Origin of the sequence: Rhizobium ruizarguesonis (assembly GCF_012349115.1) — a bacterium.
GTDB classification, from domain to species: Bacteria; Pseudomonadota; Alphaproteobacteria; order Rhizobiales; family Rhizobiaceae; genus Rhizobium; species Rhizobium ruizarguesonis.
In genome coordinates, this window is sequence record NZ_PQIG01000013.1 from 26,456 (window position 1) to 44,806 (window position 18,351).

At 60.9% G+C, this 18,351-nt stretch carries 17 protein-coding genes; 5 read left to right on the top strand and 12 right to left on the bottom strand.

The annotated features are described in order from the left end of the window. The first annotated feature begins 11 nt into the window (after positions 1-11). Positions 12-800, top strand: a complete 789-nt coding sequence (locus C3Y91_RS02565) for a YdcF family protein (RefSeq protein WP_018070407.1) — start codon at positions 12-14, stop codon at positions 798-800. Between the two features lie 148 nt (positions 801-948). On the opposite strand, the gene C3Y91_RS02570 is transcribed toward C3Y91_RS02565, so the two are convergent. Further along, positions 949-1,422 carry a hypothetical protein gene (locus C3Y91_RS02570; protein WP_168574944.1) on the bottom strand — a complete coding sequence of 158 codons (474 nt, stop codon included), beginning with the start codon at positions 1,420-1,422 and terminating at the stop codon, positions 949-951. Positions 1,423-1,648: 226 nt separating this feature from the next. On the opposite strand from C3Y91_RS02570, the gene C3Y91_RS02575 reads away from it, so the two are divergent. Continuing rightward, entirely contained in the window at positions 1,649-2,284 is a 636-nt protein-coding gene (locus C3Y91_RS02575) for a trimeric intracellular cation channel family protein (protein ID WP_024323163.1), read from the top strand. Positions 2,285-2,403: 119 nt separating this feature from the next. On the opposite strand, the gene irrA is transcribed toward C3Y91_RS02575, so the two are convergent. Then, positions 2,404-2,823: an iron response transcriptional regulator IrrA gene (irrA, locus tag C3Y91_RS02580; RefSeq protein ID WP_024323164.1), complete on the bottom strand. Its 420-nt coding sequence runs from the start codon at positions 2,821-2,823 to the stop codon at positions 2,404-2,406. 301 nt (positions 2,824-3,124) lie between these two features. Between irrA and fabA the strand changes: the two genes are divergently transcribed. The 3 genes from fabA to fabI are packed head-to-tail and all read left to right on the top strand — an operon-like array spanning position 3,125 to position 5,732. Further along, a complete protein-coding gene (fabA, locus tag C3Y91_RS02585) occupies positions 3,125-3,640 on the top strand; it encodes a 3-hydroxyacyl-[acyl-carrier-protein] dehydratase FabA (protein WP_168574945.1) in 516 nt (171 codons plus the stop codon). A gap of 45 nt (positions 3,641-3,685) precedes the next feature. Further along, positions 3,686-4,918: a beta-ketoacyl-ACP synthase I gene (fabB, locus tag C3Y91_RS02590; protein WP_075225251.1), complete on the top strand. Its 1,233-nt coding sequence runs from the start codon at positions 3,686-3,688 to the stop codon at positions 4,916-4,918. Between the two features lie 7 nt (positions 4,919-4,925). Beyond that, entirely contained in the window at positions 4,926-5,732 is an 807-nt protein-coding gene (gene fabI, locus C3Y91_RS02595) for an enoyl-ACP reductase FabI (protein ID WP_075225250.1), read from the top strand. 96 nt (positions 5,733-5,828) lie between these two features. Here fabI and C3Y91_RS02600 read toward each other — a convergent pair whose 3' ends face one another. From C3Y91_RS02600 to rimP, 10 genes are all read right to left on the bottom strand, one after another. After that, entirely contained in the window at positions 5,829-6,845 is a 1,017-nt protein-coding gene (locus tag C3Y91_RS02600) for a class I SAM-dependent methyltransferase (protein WP_026170769.1), read from the bottom strand. A gap of 180 nt (positions 6,846-7,025) precedes the next feature. Beyond that, on the bottom strand, positions 7,026-9,164 hold the full coding sequence (gene pnp / locus C3Y91_RS02605) for a polyribonucleotide nucleotidyltransferase (RefSeq protein WP_026170768.1): 2,139 nt from the start codon (positions 9,162-9,164) through the stop codon (positions 7,026-7,028). Between the two features lie 348 nt (positions 9,165-9,512). Then, positions 9,513-9,782, bottom strand: coding sequence for a 30S ribosomal protein S15 (rpsO, locus tag C3Y91_RS02610; RefSeq protein ID WP_003544317.1), 270 nt, complete (start codon positions 9,780-9,782; stop codon positions 9,513-9,515). Positions 9,783-9,935: 153 nt separating this feature from the next. After that, positions 9,936-10,787 carry an alpha/beta fold hydrolase gene (locus C3Y91_RS02615; protein WP_168574946.1) on the bottom strand — a complete coding sequence of 284 codons (852 nt, stop codon included), beginning with the start codon at positions 10,785-10,787 and terminating at the stop codon, positions 9,936-9,938. 95 nt (positions 10,788-10,882) lie between these two features. Continuing rightward, the gene (truB, locus tag C3Y91_RS02620; protein ID WP_075225247.1) at positions 10,883-11,815 is read right to left on the bottom strand and encodes a tRNA pseudouridine(55) synthase TruB; all 933 of its coding nucleotides are present in this window, start codon (positions 11,813-11,815) and stop codon (positions 10,883-10,885) included. Positions 11,816-11,828: 13 nt separating this feature from the next. Next, entirely contained in the window at positions 11,829-12,233 is a 405-nt protein-coding gene (gene rbfA, locus C3Y91_RS02625) for a 30S ribosome-binding factor RbfA (RefSeq protein WP_018070398.1), read from the bottom strand. Positions 12,234-12,382: 149 nt separating this feature from the next. Then, positions 12,383-15,136, bottom strand: coding sequence for a translation initiation factor IF-2 (gene infB / locus C3Y91_RS02630; RefSeq protein WP_024323169.1), 2,754 nt, complete (start codon positions 15,134-15,136; stop codon positions 12,383-12,385). Between the two features lie 101 nt (positions 15,137-15,237). Further along, a complete protein-coding gene (locus tag C3Y91_RS02635) occupies positions 15,238-15,930 on the bottom strand; it encodes an RNA-binding protein (RefSeq protein WP_017989926.1) in 693 nt (230 codons plus the stop codon). Then, the gene (nusA, locus tag C3Y91_RS02640; RefSeq protein ID WP_018070396.1) at positions 15,927-17,528 is read right to left on the bottom strand and encodes a transcription termination factor NusA; all 1,602 of its coding nucleotides are present in this window, start codon (positions 17,526-17,528) and stop codon (positions 15,927-15,929) included. The genes C3Y91_RS02635 and nusA overlap by 4 nt, the downstream gene beginning before the upstream one ends. Before the next feature lie 59 nt (positions 17,529-17,587). Beyond that, complete coding sequence (rimP, locus tag C3Y91_RS02645; RefSeq protein WP_018070395.1) at positions 17,588-18,193, bottom strand: ribosome maturation factor RimP; 606 nt, start codon at positions 18,191-18,193, stop codon at positions 17,588-17,590. Positions 18,194-18,351 lie beyond the last annotated feature (158 nt).

Sequence of the window (18,351 nt, forward strand, 5' to 3'; positions counted from 1 at the left end):
AGGAGTAGGTCTTGTTCCTGATTTCGAAGCTTGTCTGGATTTTCGCCCAGCCGCTGTCACTGGCATTCTTGCTCGTCTTCTTCGCCCTCATTGCCGGCCTTCTCAACTGGCGTATCCTGCATATCCTCAGCACATTCGGTGCGGCCCTCATCCTTTTCGTCACGCTCTACACCACGGCCGGTAACCTCCTGATGCAGGATCTGGAGGAGCGGTTCGCAAGACCCGCAGCCGATCCCGACAACCTGCAATGCATGATCGTGCTCGGCGGCGCCTTCGAAAACGAGGTGAACACGGCGCGCCACGGCATAGAATTCAACGGTGGAGCCGACCGCTTCGTCGAAGCCCTGCGGCTCGCGCAGAAATTTCCGCAGTCACGCATTCTGGTATCAGGCGGCGACGGCTCCATGTCAGGCATCTATGAAGGCGATGCGGCCGCATCCGAGCGTTTCTTCCCGCTCTTCGGCGTTGGCAGAGATCGCCTGATCGAAGAGAGGCAATCGCGCACGACCTTCGAAAACGCCGTCAACACCAAGGAATTCCTGGCAAGCCAGGGCCTTTCCAATTGCCTGCTGATCACCTCGGGTTTTCACATGCCGCGATCCGTCGGCATCTTCCGCAAGCTCGGCATCGATATCGTGCCCTGGCCGACCGACTATCGCACCGACGGCCAGGTGAGGCTTGGGTTTGATTTCACCCAGCCGAACCTCAATGCGCAGAACATGGCGACGGCGATCCGCGAATGGTACGGCCTGGTCGGCTATTATCTCGCCGGCCGCACCTCGGAGCTTTATCCGCAATAGAGCAATTCCAGGAAAAGTTTTTCCGTCCGGAATTGCGTAAGAACAAGAGGTTAGAGCGCCGCGCGTCCGATAGGACGCGCAAAGGACGTTCTATCACTTTGAATCAGCGCATAATCCCGAAAATCTTTCGGGGATTATGCGCTAAGATTTACTTCTTCGAGATGGTGACGAATTTCGTGCCGCGGACGCGTGCCGTCACGGTGCAGGGATCACCTTCGGTGCGGTCGCAGAAGCGCGGATGCATCTTCATCGCCAGCACCATGTTGCCGAAGCGCTGGACGAAATCGTAGCCATAGATCTGTGCCGTCGCGATCATGAAATAACCGCCTTCGGCAACCTGCAGGTAGAAATTATAGGTACAGCCGTCGTCATTGCATTGCGGCCCCTTCTGCCCGTCGCAGGTCAGCTGGCCCTCGTCGACCACGGCATCGATCAGGCCATCATTGTTGATGTCCTGCCGGATGATGAAGCCGTCGGCAAATTCGGCTGTCTTGCACTGCTCCTGGAAATGCTTCTTCTCGTAGATCTCAGGATCGGAGATCAGCGATTGTTGACCGAGGGCGGCAGCCGGCACGGCAAGCAGCAGGACGATATTCAGAACGGCGAGCACCAGCGTTTTCACGGCTTTCCTCTTTTGGATAAAGGCTCTGCAGCCTAATGCATGTCGCCCGAGAGTGTGCAGCGGTTTTGGGACAACGACATGCATCAAATAAAGACTTTGGCTTTATGACGCCGCCGCCTTGCGCCGCCCTTGCCGCCGTGGTTCTTTCCCGAGAACAGGATGATTTTAGGCCTAATTCGCCTAAAATCTGAATCCTGTTCTCAATTCTGCCGGTTCCGGGGTTCGCATGTCTTTGCTCGTCTATCTCGATTATGCCGGCATTGCGCTGTTTGCCGCGACAGGCGCGCTCGCCGCCTCGCGCAAGCAACTGGATCTGATCGGTTTTTTGTTTTTCGCCATGGTGACGGGAACGGGCGGCGGTACCGTGCGCGATATCGTGCTCGGGCGCGTGCCGGTCTTCTGGGTGCTGAACCCCGCCTATATCCTCGTCTGCTGCATCATGGGGGTCATCGTTTTCTTCACCGCCCACCTGCTGGAATCGCGCTATCGCCTGCTGATCTGGCTGGATGCGATCGGCCTCGCCGCCTATTGCGTGCTCGGCGCCGCCAAGGGCCTCGCCGCCACCGGCTCGCCGACCATCGCAATCGTCACCGGCACGCTGACGGCGACCTTCGGCGGCATATTACGCGATCTGATGGCAAACGAGCCTTCGGTTCTGTTGAGGCCGGAAATCTACGTGACGGCAGCTCTCATCGGCGCCGGCGTGTTCACGGCTGCCAATGGGCTCGGAATGCAGCTCTATCTGGCGTCTGCCTGCGGCGTCGTGGCGGCCTTTGCAGTGCGCGGTGGAGCCCTGTGGTTCGGCTGGACCTTCCCAACCTACAGGCATAAGCCCGGCCGGCATCCCAACGATGTCATGTGAGGCCTAATGCATGTCGCCCAAAAGTGCGCAGCGGTTTTGGGACAACGACATGCATAAAAACAAAGATCTAATGGGCGTCGCATGAGGCCGATCCGGCGCGACGCGCTTGAGAGGTATCGTCAGCCCTGCTTCGCGCGCAGGCGGATCACCACGTCGACATGGGCGATCTCCATGCCCTCAGGCGGTTCCGGCAGATTGGCGATCGTCAGGTTGCTGACGGGTATGTCGAGCACCTCGTTCTCGCCTTCGACGAAGAAATGGTGGTGGTCGGAAACATTGGTGTCGAAATAGGTCTTGGCGCTCTCGACGGCGAGAACGCGGATGAGACCGGCTTCCGTGAACTGGTGCAGCGTGTTGTAGACGGTTGCCAAAGACACCGGCACGCCGGCGGCAACCGCCTCCTCATGCAGTTCCTCGACGGTCAAGTGCCGATCACCCTTGGCAAACAGGAGGTCGCCGAGCGCAACACGCTGGCGGGTGGGGCGCAGGCCCGCACAGCGCAGCCTTACCTCTATTGCGATCGGGAGTGCACCCGTCATCAAAACCAACTCCGGTTATTCTGGCATAAAGCAATCATGTTTCTTTAAGCGGTATAACTTTTGCATCAGAGCCTTTCAATAGTTCAATGGGGACAGGAGCCTGATAAACGCGGCAAAAACGGGCTTTTGACGCAAATAGGTCTGGTCCCGGCCCTAGCCTTCCTGTATGCGACCACCAAATAATGGCGTAAGCCTGGTCCGGGACGATGAATGAAGTTGCCTTGCTTGTGCTTCATTTTCTGAAGAACTTGGACTACACGTTCACATCCATCGGCTTGACGCGGGGGGAAAAAGAAACTTTATGAAGACCAGACAGTCCAGCTTCTCGTATGAAGAACTCATCGCTTGCGCACATGGCGAGCTGTTCGGCCCCGGCAATGCACAGCTGCCCCTGCCGCCTATGCTGATGGTTCACCGCATCACGGATATTTCCGAAACGGGCGGCACCTTCGATAAGGGCTACCTCCGGGCCGAATATGACGTTCGCCCCGACGACTGGTATTTTCCTTGCCATTTCGAAGGCAATCCGATCATGCCGGGCTGCCTCGGTCTTGACGGCATGTGGCAGCTGACCGGTTTCTTTCTGGGTTGGCTCGGCGAGCAAGGCCGCGGCATGGCGCTTTCAACAGGCGAAGTGAAATTCAAGGGCATGGTCCGGCCGCAGACGAAGCTGATCGAATATGGCATCGACTTCAAACGTGTCATGCGCGGCCGTCTGGTCCTCGGCACGGCCGACGGCTGGCTTAAGGCGGACGGCGAGACCATATATCAGGCGGCCGACCTTCGCGTCGGTCTATCGAAAGACAAGACGGCCTGAAACCGCATTTCGAGCGGCTGACGAAAACAACAAAGGTTTGATCAGATGAGACGGGTAGTTGTCACGGGTCTGGGTGTCGTGTCCTCGATCGGAAACGACGCGGCCGAAGTCACCGAATCCTTGCGGCAGGCAAAGTCGGGTATCTCCTTTTCGAGCGATTTCGCCGAACATGGATTCAAGTGCCAGGTCTGGGGCAGTCCGAAGCTCGGTTCGGCGGAACTTGCCGAACTGGTCGACCGCCGCGCCATGCGCTTCCTGTCGCAGGGCGGCGCCTGGAACCATGTGGCCATGAAGCAGGCCCTTGCCGATTCCGGCCTGGAAGAGAAAGACTACGCTCAGAATGAGCGTACCGGCATCATCATGGGTTCCGGCGGTCCGTCCACCCGCACCCTGATCGAAGCTGCCGAGATCACCATAAAAAACAACAGCCCGAAGCGCATCGGCCCCTTCGCCGTGCCGAAGGCAATGTCCTCGACCGCATCGGCCACGCTCGCCACCTGGTTCAAGATCCACGGCGTCAATTATTCGATCTCGTCGGCCTGCTCGACCTCGGCGCATTGCATCGGCAATGCCGCCGAAATGATCCAGTGGGGCAAGCAGGACGTGATGTTTGCCGGCGGCCACGAGGATCTCGACTGGACGATGTCCAACCTCTTCGACGCCATGGGCGCCATGTCCTCCAAATATAACGACACGCCGGACAGCGCCTCGCGCGCCTATGACGTCAACCGCGACGGTTTCGTCATCGCCGGCGGCGCCGGCGTGCTGGTGCTTGAGGAACTGGAGCGCGCCAAAGCTCGCGGTGCCAAGATCTACGCCGAAATCGTCGGCTACGGCGCAACCTCGGACGGCTACGACATGGTCGCCCCCTCGGGCGAAGGCGCTATCCGCTGCATGCGCCAGGCGCTTGCCACCGTCAAAGGCGACGTCGACTATGTCAACACCCACGGCACGTCGACGCCGGTCGGCGACAGCAAGGAAATCGGCGCCATCCGCGAGGTATTCGGCTCGAGGATCCCGCATATCCAGTCGACCAAGTCGCTGACTGGGCATTCGCTTGGCGCTGCCGGCGTGCAGGAATCGATCTATTCCCTGCTGATGATGCAGCAAGGCTTCATCGGCGAAAGCGCCCATATCACCGAGCTCGACCCAGAATTCGAAGGCGTGCCGATCGTGCGCAAGCGCATCGACGACGCGAAGATCGACATTGCCCTCTCCAATTCCTTCGGCTTCGGCGGCACCAACGCCACGCTCGTCTTCCAGCGCTATAACGGATAATAATAATATGACGGGAATCATGCAGGGTAAGCGCGGGCTCGTCATGGGCGTCGCCAACAACCACTCGATCGCCTGGGGGATTTCAAAAGCTCTCGCCGCACAGGGTGCGGAACTCGCCTTCACCTATCAGGGCGACGCGCTCGGCAAGCGCGTCAAGCCGCTTGCTGCCGAGGTCAGCTCAGATTTCGTGCTGGCCTGTGACGTCGAGGACGTCGCCTCGGTCGATGCCGTCGTCGACGCGATCAAGGAGCGCTGGGGCAAACTCGATTTCATCGTCCATGCCATCGGCTTTTCCGACAAGAACGAGCTGAAGGGTCTCTACGCCGATACGACGCGTGAGAATTTCAGCCGCACCATGGTCATTTCCTGTTTTTCCTTCACCGAGATCGCCAAGCGCTGCGCTCCATTGATGGAAGATGGCGGCGCGATGCTGACGCTGACCTATAATGGCTCGACGCGCGTCATCCCGAATTACAACGTCATGGGGGTTGCCAAGGCAGCGCTGGAGGCTTCGGTGCGCTATCTCGCTGCCGACTACGGTCCGCGTGGCATCCGCGTCAATGCCATTTCCGCCGGCCCGATCCGCACGCTTGCCGGCGCCGGCATCTCGGATGCGCGCGCGATCCTCTCCTGGAACCAGCGCAATGCGCCGCTGCGCAAGACTGTGAACATCGATCAGGTCGGCAGCTCGGCTCTCTACCTGCTCTCCGACCTTTCCTCCGGCGTCACCGGCGAAATCCACTTCGTCGACGCCGGCTTCAACGTCACCTCCATGCCGACGCTGGAAACGCTGCGCAAAGCGGACGTCGAATAACCACAACTCCGTTGAAACTCAAAAGGCCGTGCGCAGATCATGCGCACGGCCTTTTTCTATCAAGCGCAATGGTTCGGTATCGAGGCAGCCTAAGCCCTATTTCTTCGCCCAGAGAACCTTGAAGCGGGCATTGCGGCAGGTTTCACCGCTTTCCCTGAAATTTGCCGCCAGAACCGGCTCGTAAGGCAGGCCGCGATTGGCGACGAGCATCAGGCGGCCACCGCCGCGAAGGGCGGATGCGGCAGTCTTGATCATTGCCTGGCCGAGCGCCGGGTCGGCGGCGTGGCCCTCGTGGAAGGGCGGGTTCATGATGACGAGGTCGTATTTATCCTTGACCGGTTCGCCCGCCAGATCGTGCCAGAAGAAGCGCGCAGGCGCGTTCGGGCAGTTCTCCGCCAGATTATCCCTGGCAGCCTCCAGAGCCGCGTGATCGGCCTCGTAGAGGTCGAGGCGGGTCAGTCCACGCGACTTCTGCGCCAGTTCGGCGGAGAGATAGCCCCACCCGGCGCCAAAGTCCGCAACGTCGCCGGTGAAATCTTGCGGCAGGCGCGAGGCAAGCAGTTCCGATCCGGCATCGATCCGGTCATGCGAGAACATGCCGGCGGTTGCATTGAAACGGCCGTCGACACGCACCGGCGACTTTGCCAGCTTGGAGATAATCTCGTCGGCATCCGCCGGCCGGCCGAACCAGAAGGCAACGCCGTGATATTTCGGCATATAGTCGACTGCGAGATTGAAACCTTCCATCCGCTTGCGCAGCGGCTGGATGCCGTCTTCCTTCGCGCCGGCAACGACGATCAGGCCGCCGAGCCGCGTGCGGGCGATAGCGGCAGCAAGATTGGCCTCGTTCTCGCCCTTGTGCTTGGTGCAGAGCACGAGAGCCGCATCGTAATCCTCGCCGTCGATCTCCGGCTTCGCTTCGATCCGCTGCGCCAGCAACTGCCGATAGAGCGGCCGGAAGCCCTGGACGGCGCTGAGCGAGGCGGCGAAGCCTTCCGGCAGCGCAAAGCCTGCCTCGGCGCCGAGGAAGAGCACGCGCTCGCCCTCGCCGGGCGCCTCGACTGTGCCGCTGGCAAAGGGATGGAACAGGGTCTTCAGCGTCTCGCTGCTCATGGTCTCGTCTCGTCTTAAAGCATGTCGCGCAAAAGTGTTCAGCGGTTTTTGCGAGCACGACATGCGCCAAACCGAAGACCTGAAGGGCGGCAAGCGAATCTGAAAGATCGCCTCGCGCTTCAGGATACAAAAAAGGGCGCGGAAGCATTCCCGCGCCCGGTATTAAATCTGGAAGGCGGCTTATTCGGCCGCTTCTTCCTTCTTCTTCTCGTTCGCAATTTCCTGGCCGGTGGCCTGGTCGACGACCTTCATCGACAGGCGAACCTTGCCGCGTTCGTCGAAGCCGAGCAGCTTGACCCAGACCTTGTCGCCTTCCTTGACGACGTCCTGCGTCTTGGCAACACGCTCGGAAGCGAGCTGCGAGATGTGGACGAGGCCGTCGCGGGCGCCGAAGAAGTTGACGAAGGCGCCGAAGTCGGCGGTCTTGACGACCGTGCCTTCGTAGACCTGGCCAATTTCAGGCTCGGCAACGATCGAGTGGATCCACTTGCGGGCCGCTTCGATTTCCTTGCCCGAAGACGAGGCGATCTTGACGGTGCCGTCGTCCTCGATGTTGATCTTCGCGCCGGTCTTTTCGACGATTTCGCGAATGACCTTGCCGCCCGAGCCGATGACTTCACGGATCTTGTCGACCGGGATGTTCATGACTTCGATGCGCGGAGCGAATTCACCGAGCTGACCGCGGCTTTCGGTGATGGCCTTGGACATTTCGCCGAGGATGTGGGCGCGACCGCCCTGGGCCTGGCCAAGAGCGACCTTCATGATCTCTTCGGTGATACCGGCGATCTTGATGTCCATCTGCAGCGAGGTGATGCCGTCGGCGGTACCGGCGACCTTGAAGTCCATGTCGCCGAGGTGGTCTTCGTCACCGAGAATATCGGAGAGGACAGCGAAGCGATCGCCTTCCAGGATCAGACCCATGGCGATACCCGCAACCGGCTTTGCCAGCGGAACGCCGGCGTCCATCAGAGCGAGCGAGGTACCGCAGACAGTCGCCATCGAGGACGAGCCATTCGACTCGGTGATCTCGGAGACAACGCGCAGCGTGTAGGGGAACTGCTCGACCGTCGGCAGCATCGGACGGATCGCGCGCCATGCGAGCTTGCCGTGGCCGATTTCGCGGCGACCCGGGGAACCCATGCGGCCGGTCTCGCCAACCGAGTAGGGAGGGAAGTTGTAATGGAGCAGGAAGCGCTCCTTGTACATGCCAGTCAGGCTGTCGACATACTGCTCATCTTCGCCGGTGCCGAGGGTGGCAACGACGATCGCCTGCGTTTCACCGCGGGTGAACAGCGCCGAACCGTGCGTACGCGGCAGAAGACCGACTTCCGAAACGATCGGACGAACGGTCTCAAGGTCGCGGCCGTCGATGCGGCTCTTGGTGTCGAGGATGTTCCAGCGGACGATCTTCGCCTGCAGGTGCTTGAAGATCGCGCCGACTTCCTCGGCCGTGTACTTGGCTTCGCCTTCCTCGGGGAGGAAATGCGCCTTCACCTTCGCCTTGACGGCATCGACGGCGGCGTAGCGGTCGGCCTTCTGGGTGATCTTGTAGGCATTGCGCAGTTCACCTTCGGCAAGGCCGAGCATCTCGTTTTCGAGAGCGGAGTAATCTGCCGGCTGGAAGTCGCGCGGCTCCTTGGCTGCCACTTCGGCGAGCTTGATGATCGCGTCGAGAACCGGCTGGAAGCCCTTGTGGCCGAACATGACGGCGCCGAGCATGACGTCTTCGTTGAGTTCCTTGGCTTCGGATTCCACCATCAGCACGGCGTCATAGGTACCGGCGACGACGAGGTCGAGGCTCGATTCATCCATCTCGTCGAGATGCGGGTTGAGAACGTATTCGCCGTTGATGTAGCCGACGCGCGCACCGCCGACCGGGCCCATGAAGGGAACGCCGGAGAGCGTCAGCGCAGCCGAGGTAGCGACCATCGACAAGATGTCCGGATCGTTTTCGAGGTCATGCTGGATAACGGTAACGACAACCTGCGTGTCGTTCTTGTAGCCTTCCGGGAAGAGCGGGCGGATCGGGCGGTCGATCAGGCGGGAAACCAGGGTTTCCTTTTCACTCGGGCGGCCTTCGCGCTTGAAATAGCCGCCGGGGATCTTGCCGGCTGCGTAGGTCTTTTCCTGGTAGTTGACGGTGAGCGGAAAGAAGTCCTGGCCGGGCTTCGGCGACTTGGCCGAGACGACGGTGGCGAGAACGACGGTTTCGCCGTAGGTGGCGAGAACCGCGCCGTCGGCCTGACGGGCGATCTTGCCGGTTTCGAGCTTCAGCGGGCGGCCGGCCCACTCGATTTCCACTGTGTGTGTATCAAACATCTCTTGTCCTTCAATGCGGGAGCACGCGCCATCGCCGATATCAAGGCGCAGCGCACAGTCGACCGCAATCAATGTGACGTATCACGGGCAAGACAACGGGAGGCTTTTCATCTTCGGCTTCCTCAGGAGTTCCTGAGAAACCGGGCCAAAGCTCATTGACAAGCCTTGGCCGAAAGCATCCGGCAATCCTGCCCCATGACAGGTCAACGGTTGGTTTGGCAGATCCGGCCCATCCGGGTCTGTCGGTCTTTCCACCGCGTAAAATAGGGCGCGGCTGGAACATTTCATCGGGAGCCGTGTCCCGAAACACATCCGGCGGGCGCTTGGGATAGCGCCCGCCGGATAATCTTAGCGGCGGATACCCAGGCTGGTGATCAGCTTGGAATAGCGGCCTTCATCCTTCTTCTTGAGATAATCAAGAAGCGAGCGGCGGCTCGAAACCATCGTCAGCAGGCCACGGCGGGAATGGTTATCCTTCTTGTGGTCCTTGAAGTGTTCGGTCAGGTTGTTGATGCGCTCGGTCAGGATCGCGACCTGGACTTCCGGAGAACCGGTATCGCCTTCAACGGTCGCATATTCCTTGATCAGCGCAGACTTGCGCTCAGCAGTGATCGACATCGGGTGATCCTTTCTAAGAGGAGGAGATAGAGTCGCCAAAAGCCGGGATGTCGTCCAGCTTTGGCCGTGAATGCGAGCAGGCGAACCTGACGCTGGCGCTGCCTATAAACCAAATAAGCAGCAATGGAAAGAGGGGAGCTCCCGCAGCGGTTTTCAGCGGCCCGCCATGGCGTCCCGGATCATCGCATCGTAACCCGTCGGATCCTGCAGCATGGCGAAATGGCTGACATTTTTCAGGATCACCAGCTTGGTGCCCGGAATTTCTTTCGCCATCATCTCCGTATGGTCGAGCTTTACGGCCTCATCATGGTCGCCGATGGCGAGCGTGACCGGCACCGCGATCTTTCCAAGATCCGCTGCCGTCCAGACCGGCTGGGTCGCCCACATTTCGGAGATCTGGGTGACGAAGGCGTCGTACTCGTTCGGCGTCGGCGATAGCTTCCGGTAATATTCGCCGGCGACGTTGATGTAGTCGTTGAAGGTCTTGTTGTTCATCACGTCAGCCTTGACGCCATCGGTCGTGACGTTTGCTGCCTGGGCAATGACGCGCGTCAGCTTCTCCGGATGTTTCATCGCCATGTCGATGCCGATGATTCCGCCATCCGACCATCCCACAAGTGTCACCTTGTCGATCTTCAGATAGTCGAGAAGCGCGACGTAGTCAGACGTCATCAGGTCGTAACCGAAGGGCTGCTGGCTGCGCGTCGAGCGCCCATGTCCGCGGCTGTCGGCAACGATGACCAGGTGGTCCTTGGCAAAATCGGCGACCTGGTGACCCCAGACGTCGGCATTTCCAAGTCCGCCATGGATGAAGAGGATCGGCTCGCCTTCGCCATACTCTGCGTAATACATCTTGATGTCGTTCACATCGGCCATGCCCCTCGTCTTTGCCACCGGCATTGAAGGAAAGGCCGGAAGCTCGGCCCAGCGCTCGGCGGATTGAGCGCCGGCGACGGCAAGCAACATCGAAAAGAACGTCAGGATTGCGATAACAATTCCGCGCATAGTCTTCCCCCTGTCGGGCCGCCATGGCCCGACAGGGAAAATACCGCATTGCTGCCGGCTGACAATCTCTGTCGTTGTCAGAAAGCCAGATAGGCTCAGCCGAAAACCCGCTTCGGGCGAAACTCGCCCTGGCCGATCTCGCCGATCGCGATCAGCCTGCCGCGGGCCGTCGCATAGGCTTCGCTTTCGGCAACCGGCGCATCGCGGCCACGCACCAGGATCGGGTTGCCCATCTTCAGCCGGTGCGCCTGGTCGTCATTGATGACGAGATGGGGCAGGGAGGATAGCGCTTCGCAGGTGTTGATCAGCAGCGCGTCGAGGGCCGCCAGGCGCTCGTCCATATCCTCGATTGATTCCAGTGCCACGAGATCCGCGAGCGGCACCATGGCCTCTTCCGCGAAAGGCGCGACGAAGGTGCGCCGCAGCCCGGACACATGGCCGTAGCAGCCGAGCTCGCGCCCGAAATCGCGCGCCAGCGCCCTGACATAAGTACCCTTGCCGCATTCCACTTCGAAATGCGCGCTATCGGCGTCCGGGCAGGCGAGCAAGGTCAGCCGGAAGATATCGACCTCACGCGAGGGGATTTCGACGGTTTCGCCTTCGCGCGCCAGATCATAGGCGCGTTCACCTGCGATCTTGATAGCGGAAAACTGCGGCGGCACCTGGCTGATGGTACCGACATATCCAGGCAGGATATCGCGAATCTGCTGTTCGCTCGGGCGTTTGTCCGAACTCTTGGTCACCTCGCCCTCGAGATCGTCGGTCGCACGCTCCTCGCCCCAGCTCACCGTGAATTCATAGATCTTGCGGCCGTCCATCACGTAGGGAACGGTCTTCGTCGCGTCGCCGAGCGCGATCGGCAGCATGCCGGAGGCGAGCGGATCGAGCGTGCCGGCATGACCGGCCTTCTCAGCCTTATAGAGCCACTTGATCTTGGAGACGGCTTCCGTCGAGCCGAAATCCACCGGCTTGTCGAGGATCAGCCAGCCGGAAATCGGCCGGCCTTTGGGTTTGCGTGGTTTGGACATGCGTCTCTTCTGTTTATTGTTCGTCATTATCGCCGTCGAGGTCGCGGCTCACCTCGGGCGAACGCAGCAGCTCGTCGATCTTCTTGTAGTTGTCGAAGCTGGTATCGTCGCGGAAGCGTACCTCCGGCATGTATTTCATCTGCCGAAGCTGCGGCCCGAGCCGGCCGCGGATGAATCTTGCATGACGGTTCAACGCCTGGATGACGATGCTGTGGTCGGAAACGCCGAGCGGCGTCACATAGGCGGTGGCGATCTTGAGGTCCGGCGACATGCGCACTTCCGAGATCGAGATCACGGTCGCCTCGATGACGTCGTCACGCACTTCGCCGCGCTGCAGCACCTGGGTGATAGCGGCGCGAACCTGTTCGCCAATGCGCAGCATGCGCTGCGAAGGCGCGGAAGAAGTTACTCTGGTCATTGTTATCTCTATTTGCCGATGCGGCTGGGAATCGAACCCGTCAAAGGAGAGCGTCCATGACTCTTTTGGTCGAAAAGGTCAAGTCGACAGATGCCCGAAAGCCATCCGCCGGCTGGCGGATGGCTTTCGGAAAGTTCAGGCGCAGCAGTTTAGAGCGTGCGCGTGATATGCTCGACGCGGAAGCACTCGATGACGTCGCCGGCGCGCATGTCCTCGTAGTTTTCGAAGGCCATGCCGCATTCCTGACCCATCGGCACTTCGGACACTTCGTCCTTGAAGCGCTTGAGCGTCTTGAGCTTGCCTTCGTGAACGACGACGTCGTTGCGGATGAGGCGGACGCCTGCACCACGTTCGACCTTGCCTTCGACGACACGGCAGCCTGCGACCTTGCCGACCTTGGTGATGTTGAACACCTCGAGGATCTCGGCATTGCCGATGAAGGTTTCGCGCCGCTCCGGAGACAGCAGGCCTGACATCGCTGCCTTCACGTCATCCACGAGGTCGTAGATGATGTTGTAGTAGCGGATTTCGATGCCTTCGCGCTCGGCGAACTGGCGTGCCTGCGTATTTGCACGAACGTTGAAGCCGATGATGGCCGCGTTCGAGGCTTCAGCGAGCGAGATATCCGACTCGGTGATGCCGCCGGCGCCCGAATGGACGATGCGGGCGCGGACTTCGTCGGTGCCGAGCTTCTCCAGCGCGCCGGCAATCGCTTCGATCGAGCCCTGCACGTCACCCTTGATGACCAGCGGGAACTCCTTGATGCCGACGCTCTGGCGCTGCATCATCATCTGTTCCAGCGAACCGCGCTGTCCCGACTGGCGGGCAGCCGCCTTGTCGCGGGCCAGACGCTGACGATATTCCGAGATTTCGCGGGCGCGGCTTTCGCTTTCGACGACGGCGAACTTGTCGCCTGCCTGCGGCGTGCCGGACAGACCGAGAACCTCGACCGGGGTCGCGGGGCCGGCTTCCTTCACATGGTCGCCCTTGTCGGTGACGAGGGCGCGCACGCGGCCCCAGACGTCGCCGGCAACGATGATCTGGCCCGGACGAAGCGTACCCTTCTGGACGAGCACGGTCGCGACCGAACCACGGCCACGATCGAGCTGGGCTTCAATAACCGTTCCTTCCGCGGTCCGGTTCGCATTGGCCTTGAGATCGAGAATTTCCGCCTGCAGCAGGATCGCCTCGAGCAGCTTGTCGAGGTTCTTGCCGGTCTTGGCCGAAACCTCGACGTCAAGCACTTCGCCGCCCATGGATTCCACGAAGACTTCGTGCTGCAGCAGTTGGTTACGGACCTTCTGCGGGTCAGCCTCGTGCTTATCGACCTTGTTGATCGCCACGATGATCGGAACACCGGCCGCCTTGGCGTGGTTGATCGATTCGATCGTCTGCGGCATCACGCTGTCGTCGGCTGCGACGACCAGGATCGCGATGTCGGTCGCCTGCGCACCGCGGGCACGCATTGCCGTGAAGGCGGCGTGGCCGGGCGTATCGATGAAGGTGATCTTCTGACCGTTCTGCTCCACCTGATAGGCGCCGATATGCTGGGTGATGCCACCGGCTTCGCCGGAGACCACGTTGGCATGGCGGATGGCGTCGAGCAGCGAGGTCTTGCCGTGGTCGACATGGCCCATGATGGTAACGACGGGCGGGCGCGAAACCAGTTCGCCATCGTCGTCGGACACGTTGAAGATGCCGAGTTCGACGTCGGATTCCGACACGCGCCTGACCGTATGGCCGAATTCGCCGGCGATGATTTCGGCAAGGTCGGCGTCGATGACGTCGCCCGGCTTCATCATCTGGCCTTCCTTCATCAGGTACTTGATGACGTCGACGGCGCGTTCGGACATGCGCTGCGACAGTTCCTGAATGGTGATGGTCTCGGGCAGAACCACTTCGCGGGAGATCTTCTCGCGGGTTTCCTGCATCTGACCGCGGCGGAACTTCTCCTGCCGGCGACGCATCGCCGAGAGCGACCGACCGCGGGCATTGTCCTCGCCGTCCACATTGGCGGTGGTGATCGTCAACTTGCCGCGGCGGCGCTCTTCATCCGTCTTCGGACGAGTCGTGACCGGCTTTGCGGGTTCCGGGCGAACGACGCGGCCACGGACAGGACCGCCGCGCGCTGCGCCACGATCGTCTTCTTCCTTTTCTTCGCGACGGCCGCGAACGGCCCCAGGGACGGCAGCGCCGGGTGCCGGACGGGCAGCAGGTGCTCCAGCCGCATCGGGCCGGCGTGCGGCCGGTGCCGACGATGCGGGCTGCGGCGGCCGTGGCGCGTCGGAGCGTGCTTCGGCCGGAGCCGGTTCTGCGACTGCGGGTTCAGCAACAGCGGGTGCCTCGGCCTGCCGGATAGCCTCTTCAGCGGCCCTGCGGGCAGCTTCTTCCGCTTCGGCTGCCTTGCGGATCACCTCTTCGGCGGCACGGCGCTTTTCTTCCTCGGCGCGGCGGATCGCATCCTGGGCGTCACGCGCCTGGGAGTCGGCAAGCGCGCGGCGGCGGGCGTCCATCTCTTCCGGCGACAGATGGTTCAGCACCACCGGGCGCGGACGATCGTTCTGGCGCGGCGGCTGGTGGGACTGCTGCGGCGGACGCTGGTTCGTCTGGTTGTTGTTGCCCTGCTGAACCCGCGGAGCCGGCGTCGGCTGCTGCGGACGCGCCTGCACGGGTGCGGGCGCCGGTTCGGCTGCGCGGACGGGGGCCGGCGGAGCGACGGGTGTGATCGGCTTTTCGTCTTCCGGGCGCATCGGGCGCCGCTTACGGGTCTCGACGACGACCGCCTTGGTGCGACCTCGACCCATATCCTGGCGAACGGTGCCCTGGCTCATCCCCGATGGTTTCAGGGTGAGTGTCTTTTTGCCCGCTACGCTGATTGTCTTGTCGTCGTTACTATCGGTCATTCGTTCCCGTTCCTTCGGACAGGGAGCGATGACTAGATCAGACCCTGTCGTTCAATACTGTCGATCAATGAGTATGGGACCGGCCGATGCCGGTGACCGCCTCATTGTTTTTGCCGGCCAGCGCCGCCCGCTGCCCGGGACTGACCGCCAATACGGTACTGTTCGAGCATCTTTGCGCGCTTCACTACACCTTCACCCGCCTGCCCTGCAAGCACTGCGGCATGGATAAAAGCATTCTGGCCCATCAGGCCTTCCATTTCGCTCTCCGAGAAGAGACGGAAGGAAGGTATCTCCTCCTCGGTCTCCATTCCGAGGTGCCAGGCCTTGCGGGCCTGGTCGATTTTCCGGACGCCGTCGTCCGCTGCACCAGTCGCGTGGAACACCGCAAGGGCTGCTCCGCTTCTGACCGCGGCATCCACTTTCGAGGACCCGCTGACGAACTGGCCGGCTTTCCGCGCCATGTTCATCATCTGCATCAATTGCGCCGCGAGCAGCCGATCGACACTCGCGCCGAGATCGTCCGCCGCCTTTACATCCGTCTTCAGCGCGCGGGCGAAGAGTTTCTTCGCCACCGCCCTGTCGACCAGCGACCGGTCGATCTTCACCCAGCATCCGCGTCCCGGAAGCTCGCGCTTCAGATCGGCGACAACTGTTCCATCGGGAGCGGCGACGAAGCGGATCAGCTCTTCCGGCGATCCGCTTTCGCGCGTCACGATGCACATGCGTCCGTTCACGTCATAACCTGCAAGATCGTCGTCCTCGAGAGGAGCGTCCGGTTCATGCGCGGTCATCATGCTTCTTGTTCGGCTTCGGTGACCTCTTCTTCGGTCCCCTTATCCAGGTCCTCTTGCGTGATCCAGCCAGCCGAAAGGCGGGCTTGGACGATCATCTGTTCTGCTTCGACGCGTGAGACGTCGAACTTCGAGAACAGGCCCTCGAACTTCTTCGTTTCGCCGTTCTTGCGTTCCGACCAGCCGACGAGATCGTCGGCAGCGCAGCCGGCAAAGTCCTCGATCGACTTGATGCCGTCTTCGCCGAGCGCCACCATCATCTGGGCGGTCATGCCGTTGATTTCACGCAGTTCGTCCTGGACACCGAGCGCCTTGCGCTTCTCGTCCATCTCGGCTTCGAGACGCTCGAGGAATTCGCGGGCGCGCTGCTGGATTTCCTGCGCCGTCTCCTCGTCGAAACCGTCGATCGAAGAGATTTCGTCGAGATCGACATAAGCCAGTTCTTCAACCGCGGCAAAACCTTCCGAAGCCAGAACCTGGCCGACCATCTCGTCGACATCGAGCGAATCCATGAACAGGTTGGTGCGCTCGTTGAATTCCTTCTGGCGGCGTTCCGATTCCTCGGCCTCCGTCATGATGTCGATATCCCAGCCGGTCAGCTGCGAGGCGAGGCGGACGTTCTGGCCGCGACGGCCGATCGCAAGCGACAGCTGCTCGTCGGGAACGACGACTTCGATACGCTCGGCATCCTCGTCGAGAACGACCTTGGCGACTTCGGCCGGCTGCAGGGCATTGACGACGAAGGTCGCCGGGTCCTGCGACCACGGAATGATGTCGATCTTCTCGCCCTGGAGCTCGCCGACGACGGCCTGAACGCGCGAGCCGCGCATACCGACGCAGGCGCCGACCGGATCGATCGAGCTGTCGTTCGAGATCACCGCAATCTTGGCGCGCGAACCCGGATCGCGGGCGACCGACTTCACCTGGATGATGCCGTCGTAAATCTCCGGCACTTCCATGGTGAAGAGTTTCACCATGAATTGCGGATGCGTGCGCGACAGGAAGATCTGCGGGCCGCGCTGCTCGCGACGGACATCATAGACGTATGCACGGACGCGATCGCCATAGCGGACGTTTTCGCGCGGGATCATTTCGTCGCGGCGGATGATGCCTTCGCCACGGCCGAGATCGACAATGACGTTCCCGTATTCGACGCGCTTGACGGTACCGTTGACGATTTCGCCGACGCGATCCTTGAATTCGTCGAACTGGCGGTCACGCTCCGCTTCGCGGACCTTCTGGACGATCACCTGCTTGGCCGACTGTGCGGCGATACGGCCGAAATCCATCGGCGGCAGCGGATCGGCGATGAAGTCGCCGAGGGCGGCGTCCGGGTTGCGGTCGCGGGCAAGTTCCAGCGGGATCTGCGTCGAATAATCCTCGGCCTTGTCGACGACTTCGAGCAGGCGCTGCAGACGGATTTCGCCGGTCTTCGGATTGATGTCGGCCCGGATGTTGGACTCGGTGCCGTAACGGGAGCGTGCCGCCTTCTGGATGGCATCGGCCATTGCGGCCAGCACGATCTCGCGGTCGATGACTTTTTCGCGCGCCACTGCATCTGCGATCTGCAGAAGTTCGAGCCGGTTCGCACTGACTGCCATTGTCTTGTTTCTCCGTCTTTACTCCAGGGTTCCCGTCCCTAGAGCGGTCTGTTGATCGGTTATTCTTCGTCTTCTGCGTCGTTCTGGTTGGCGGCCTGGGCTTTCGCCAGCTTGTCGGCGCGCAACGCATCGCGGATCAGGTCGTCGGTCAGAATGAGCTTCGCATCGCTAAGCGCCGTGAAGGGAATGGTGACCTTCTGCTCTTCCCCATAGGCAACCTGGTCACGCTCAAGCGTGAAACCATCTGCGCCTGCTTCGACGATCTTGCCGCGGAAGCGCTTGCGATTGTCGATCAAGATCGACGTCTCGCATTTCACAAGGTGGCCCTGCCAGCGGACGAAATCGGATTTCCGCACCATCGGACGGTCGATGCCGGGCGAAGACACTTCCAGATGATACTCTTTATCGATCGGATCTTCCACATCGAGGACGGGAGAAATCGCCATCGAGACTTCTTCGCAATCCTGAACCGACATCGTGCCGTCGTTGCGTTCGGCCATAACCTGCATCGTCGCGCCGTTCTGGTTCAGCATCCGGACGCGGATAAGCCTAAAGCCGATGCCGACGAGAACGGGTTCGATGATATCGGCAAGACGCTGGTCGAGCCCGGTTTCGGTAATCAGCCGCGGCTCAAGTTCGTTGTCTGCGTTTGTCATGTCCGACAAGCGGTGCGCTCCTCGCAATTTCATGCTGTTTAAGCGATCGCGGTAATAAAAAAGAGCGGGTCCTTGCGGCCCACTCTTCATCAAGCGATCAAGAATTTGAGAGGCATATAGTCGGGTTTTTCCGAAATTGCAAGGTCTGCGACCGATTCGGCCAATTC

Bases quoted from the DNA above. Each gene is read 5' to 3' on its own strand.
- C3Y91_RS02635 (WP_017989926.1), bottom strand. From the start codon at position 15,930: ATGATGACCGCGCATGAACCGGACGCTCCTCTCGAGGACGACGATCTT.
- C3Y91_RS02600 (WP_026170769.1), bottom strand. From the start codon at position 6,845: ATGAGCAGCGAGACGCTGAAGACCCTGTTCCATCCCTTTGCCAGCGGC.
- infB (WP_024323169.1), bottom strand. From the start codon at position 15,136: ATGACCGATAGTAACGACGACAAGACAATCAGCGTAGCGGGCAAAAAG.
- truB (WP_075225247.1), bottom strand. From the start codon at position 11,815: ATGTCCAAACCACGCAAACCCAAAGGCCGGCCGATTTCCGGCTGGCTG.
- fabA (WP_168574945.1), top strand. From the start codon at position 3,125: ATGAAGACCAGACAGTCCAGCTTCTCGTATGAAGAACTCATCGCTTGC.
- pnp (WP_026170768.1), bottom strand. From the start codon at position 9,164: ATGTTTGATACACACACAGTGGAAATCGAGTGGGCCGGCCGCCCGCTG.
- rbfA (WP_018070398.1), bottom strand. From the start codon at position 12,233: ATGACCAGAGTAACTTCTTCCGCGCCTTCGCAGCGCATGCTGCGCATT.
- nusA (WP_018070396.1), bottom strand. From the start codon at position 17,528: ATGGCAGTCAGTGCGAACCGGCTCGAACTTCTGCAGATCGCAGATGCA.
- rpsO (WP_003544317.1), bottom strand. From the start codon at position 9,782: ATGTCGATCACTGCTGAGCGCAAGTCTGCGCTGATCAAGGAATATGCG.
- C3Y91_RS02615 (WP_168574946.1), bottom strand. From the start codon at position 10,787: ATGCGCGGAATTGTTATCGCAATCCTGACGTTCTTTTCGATGTTGCTT.
- irrA (WP_024323164.1), bottom strand. From the start codon at position 2,823: ATGACGGGTGCACTCCCGATCGCAATAGAGGTAAGGCTGCGCTGTGCG.
- fabI (WP_075225250.1), top strand. From the start codon at position 4,926: ATGACGGGAATCATGCAGGGTAAGCGCGGGCTCGTCATGGGCGTCGCC.
- fabB (WP_075225251.1), top strand. From the start codon at position 3,686: ATGAGACGGGTAGTTGTCACGGGTCTGGGTGTCGTGTCCTCGATCGGA.
- C3Y91_RS02575 (WP_024323163.1), top strand. From the start codon at position 1,649: ATGTCTTTGCTCGTCTATCTCGATTATGCCGGCATTGCGCTGTTTGCC.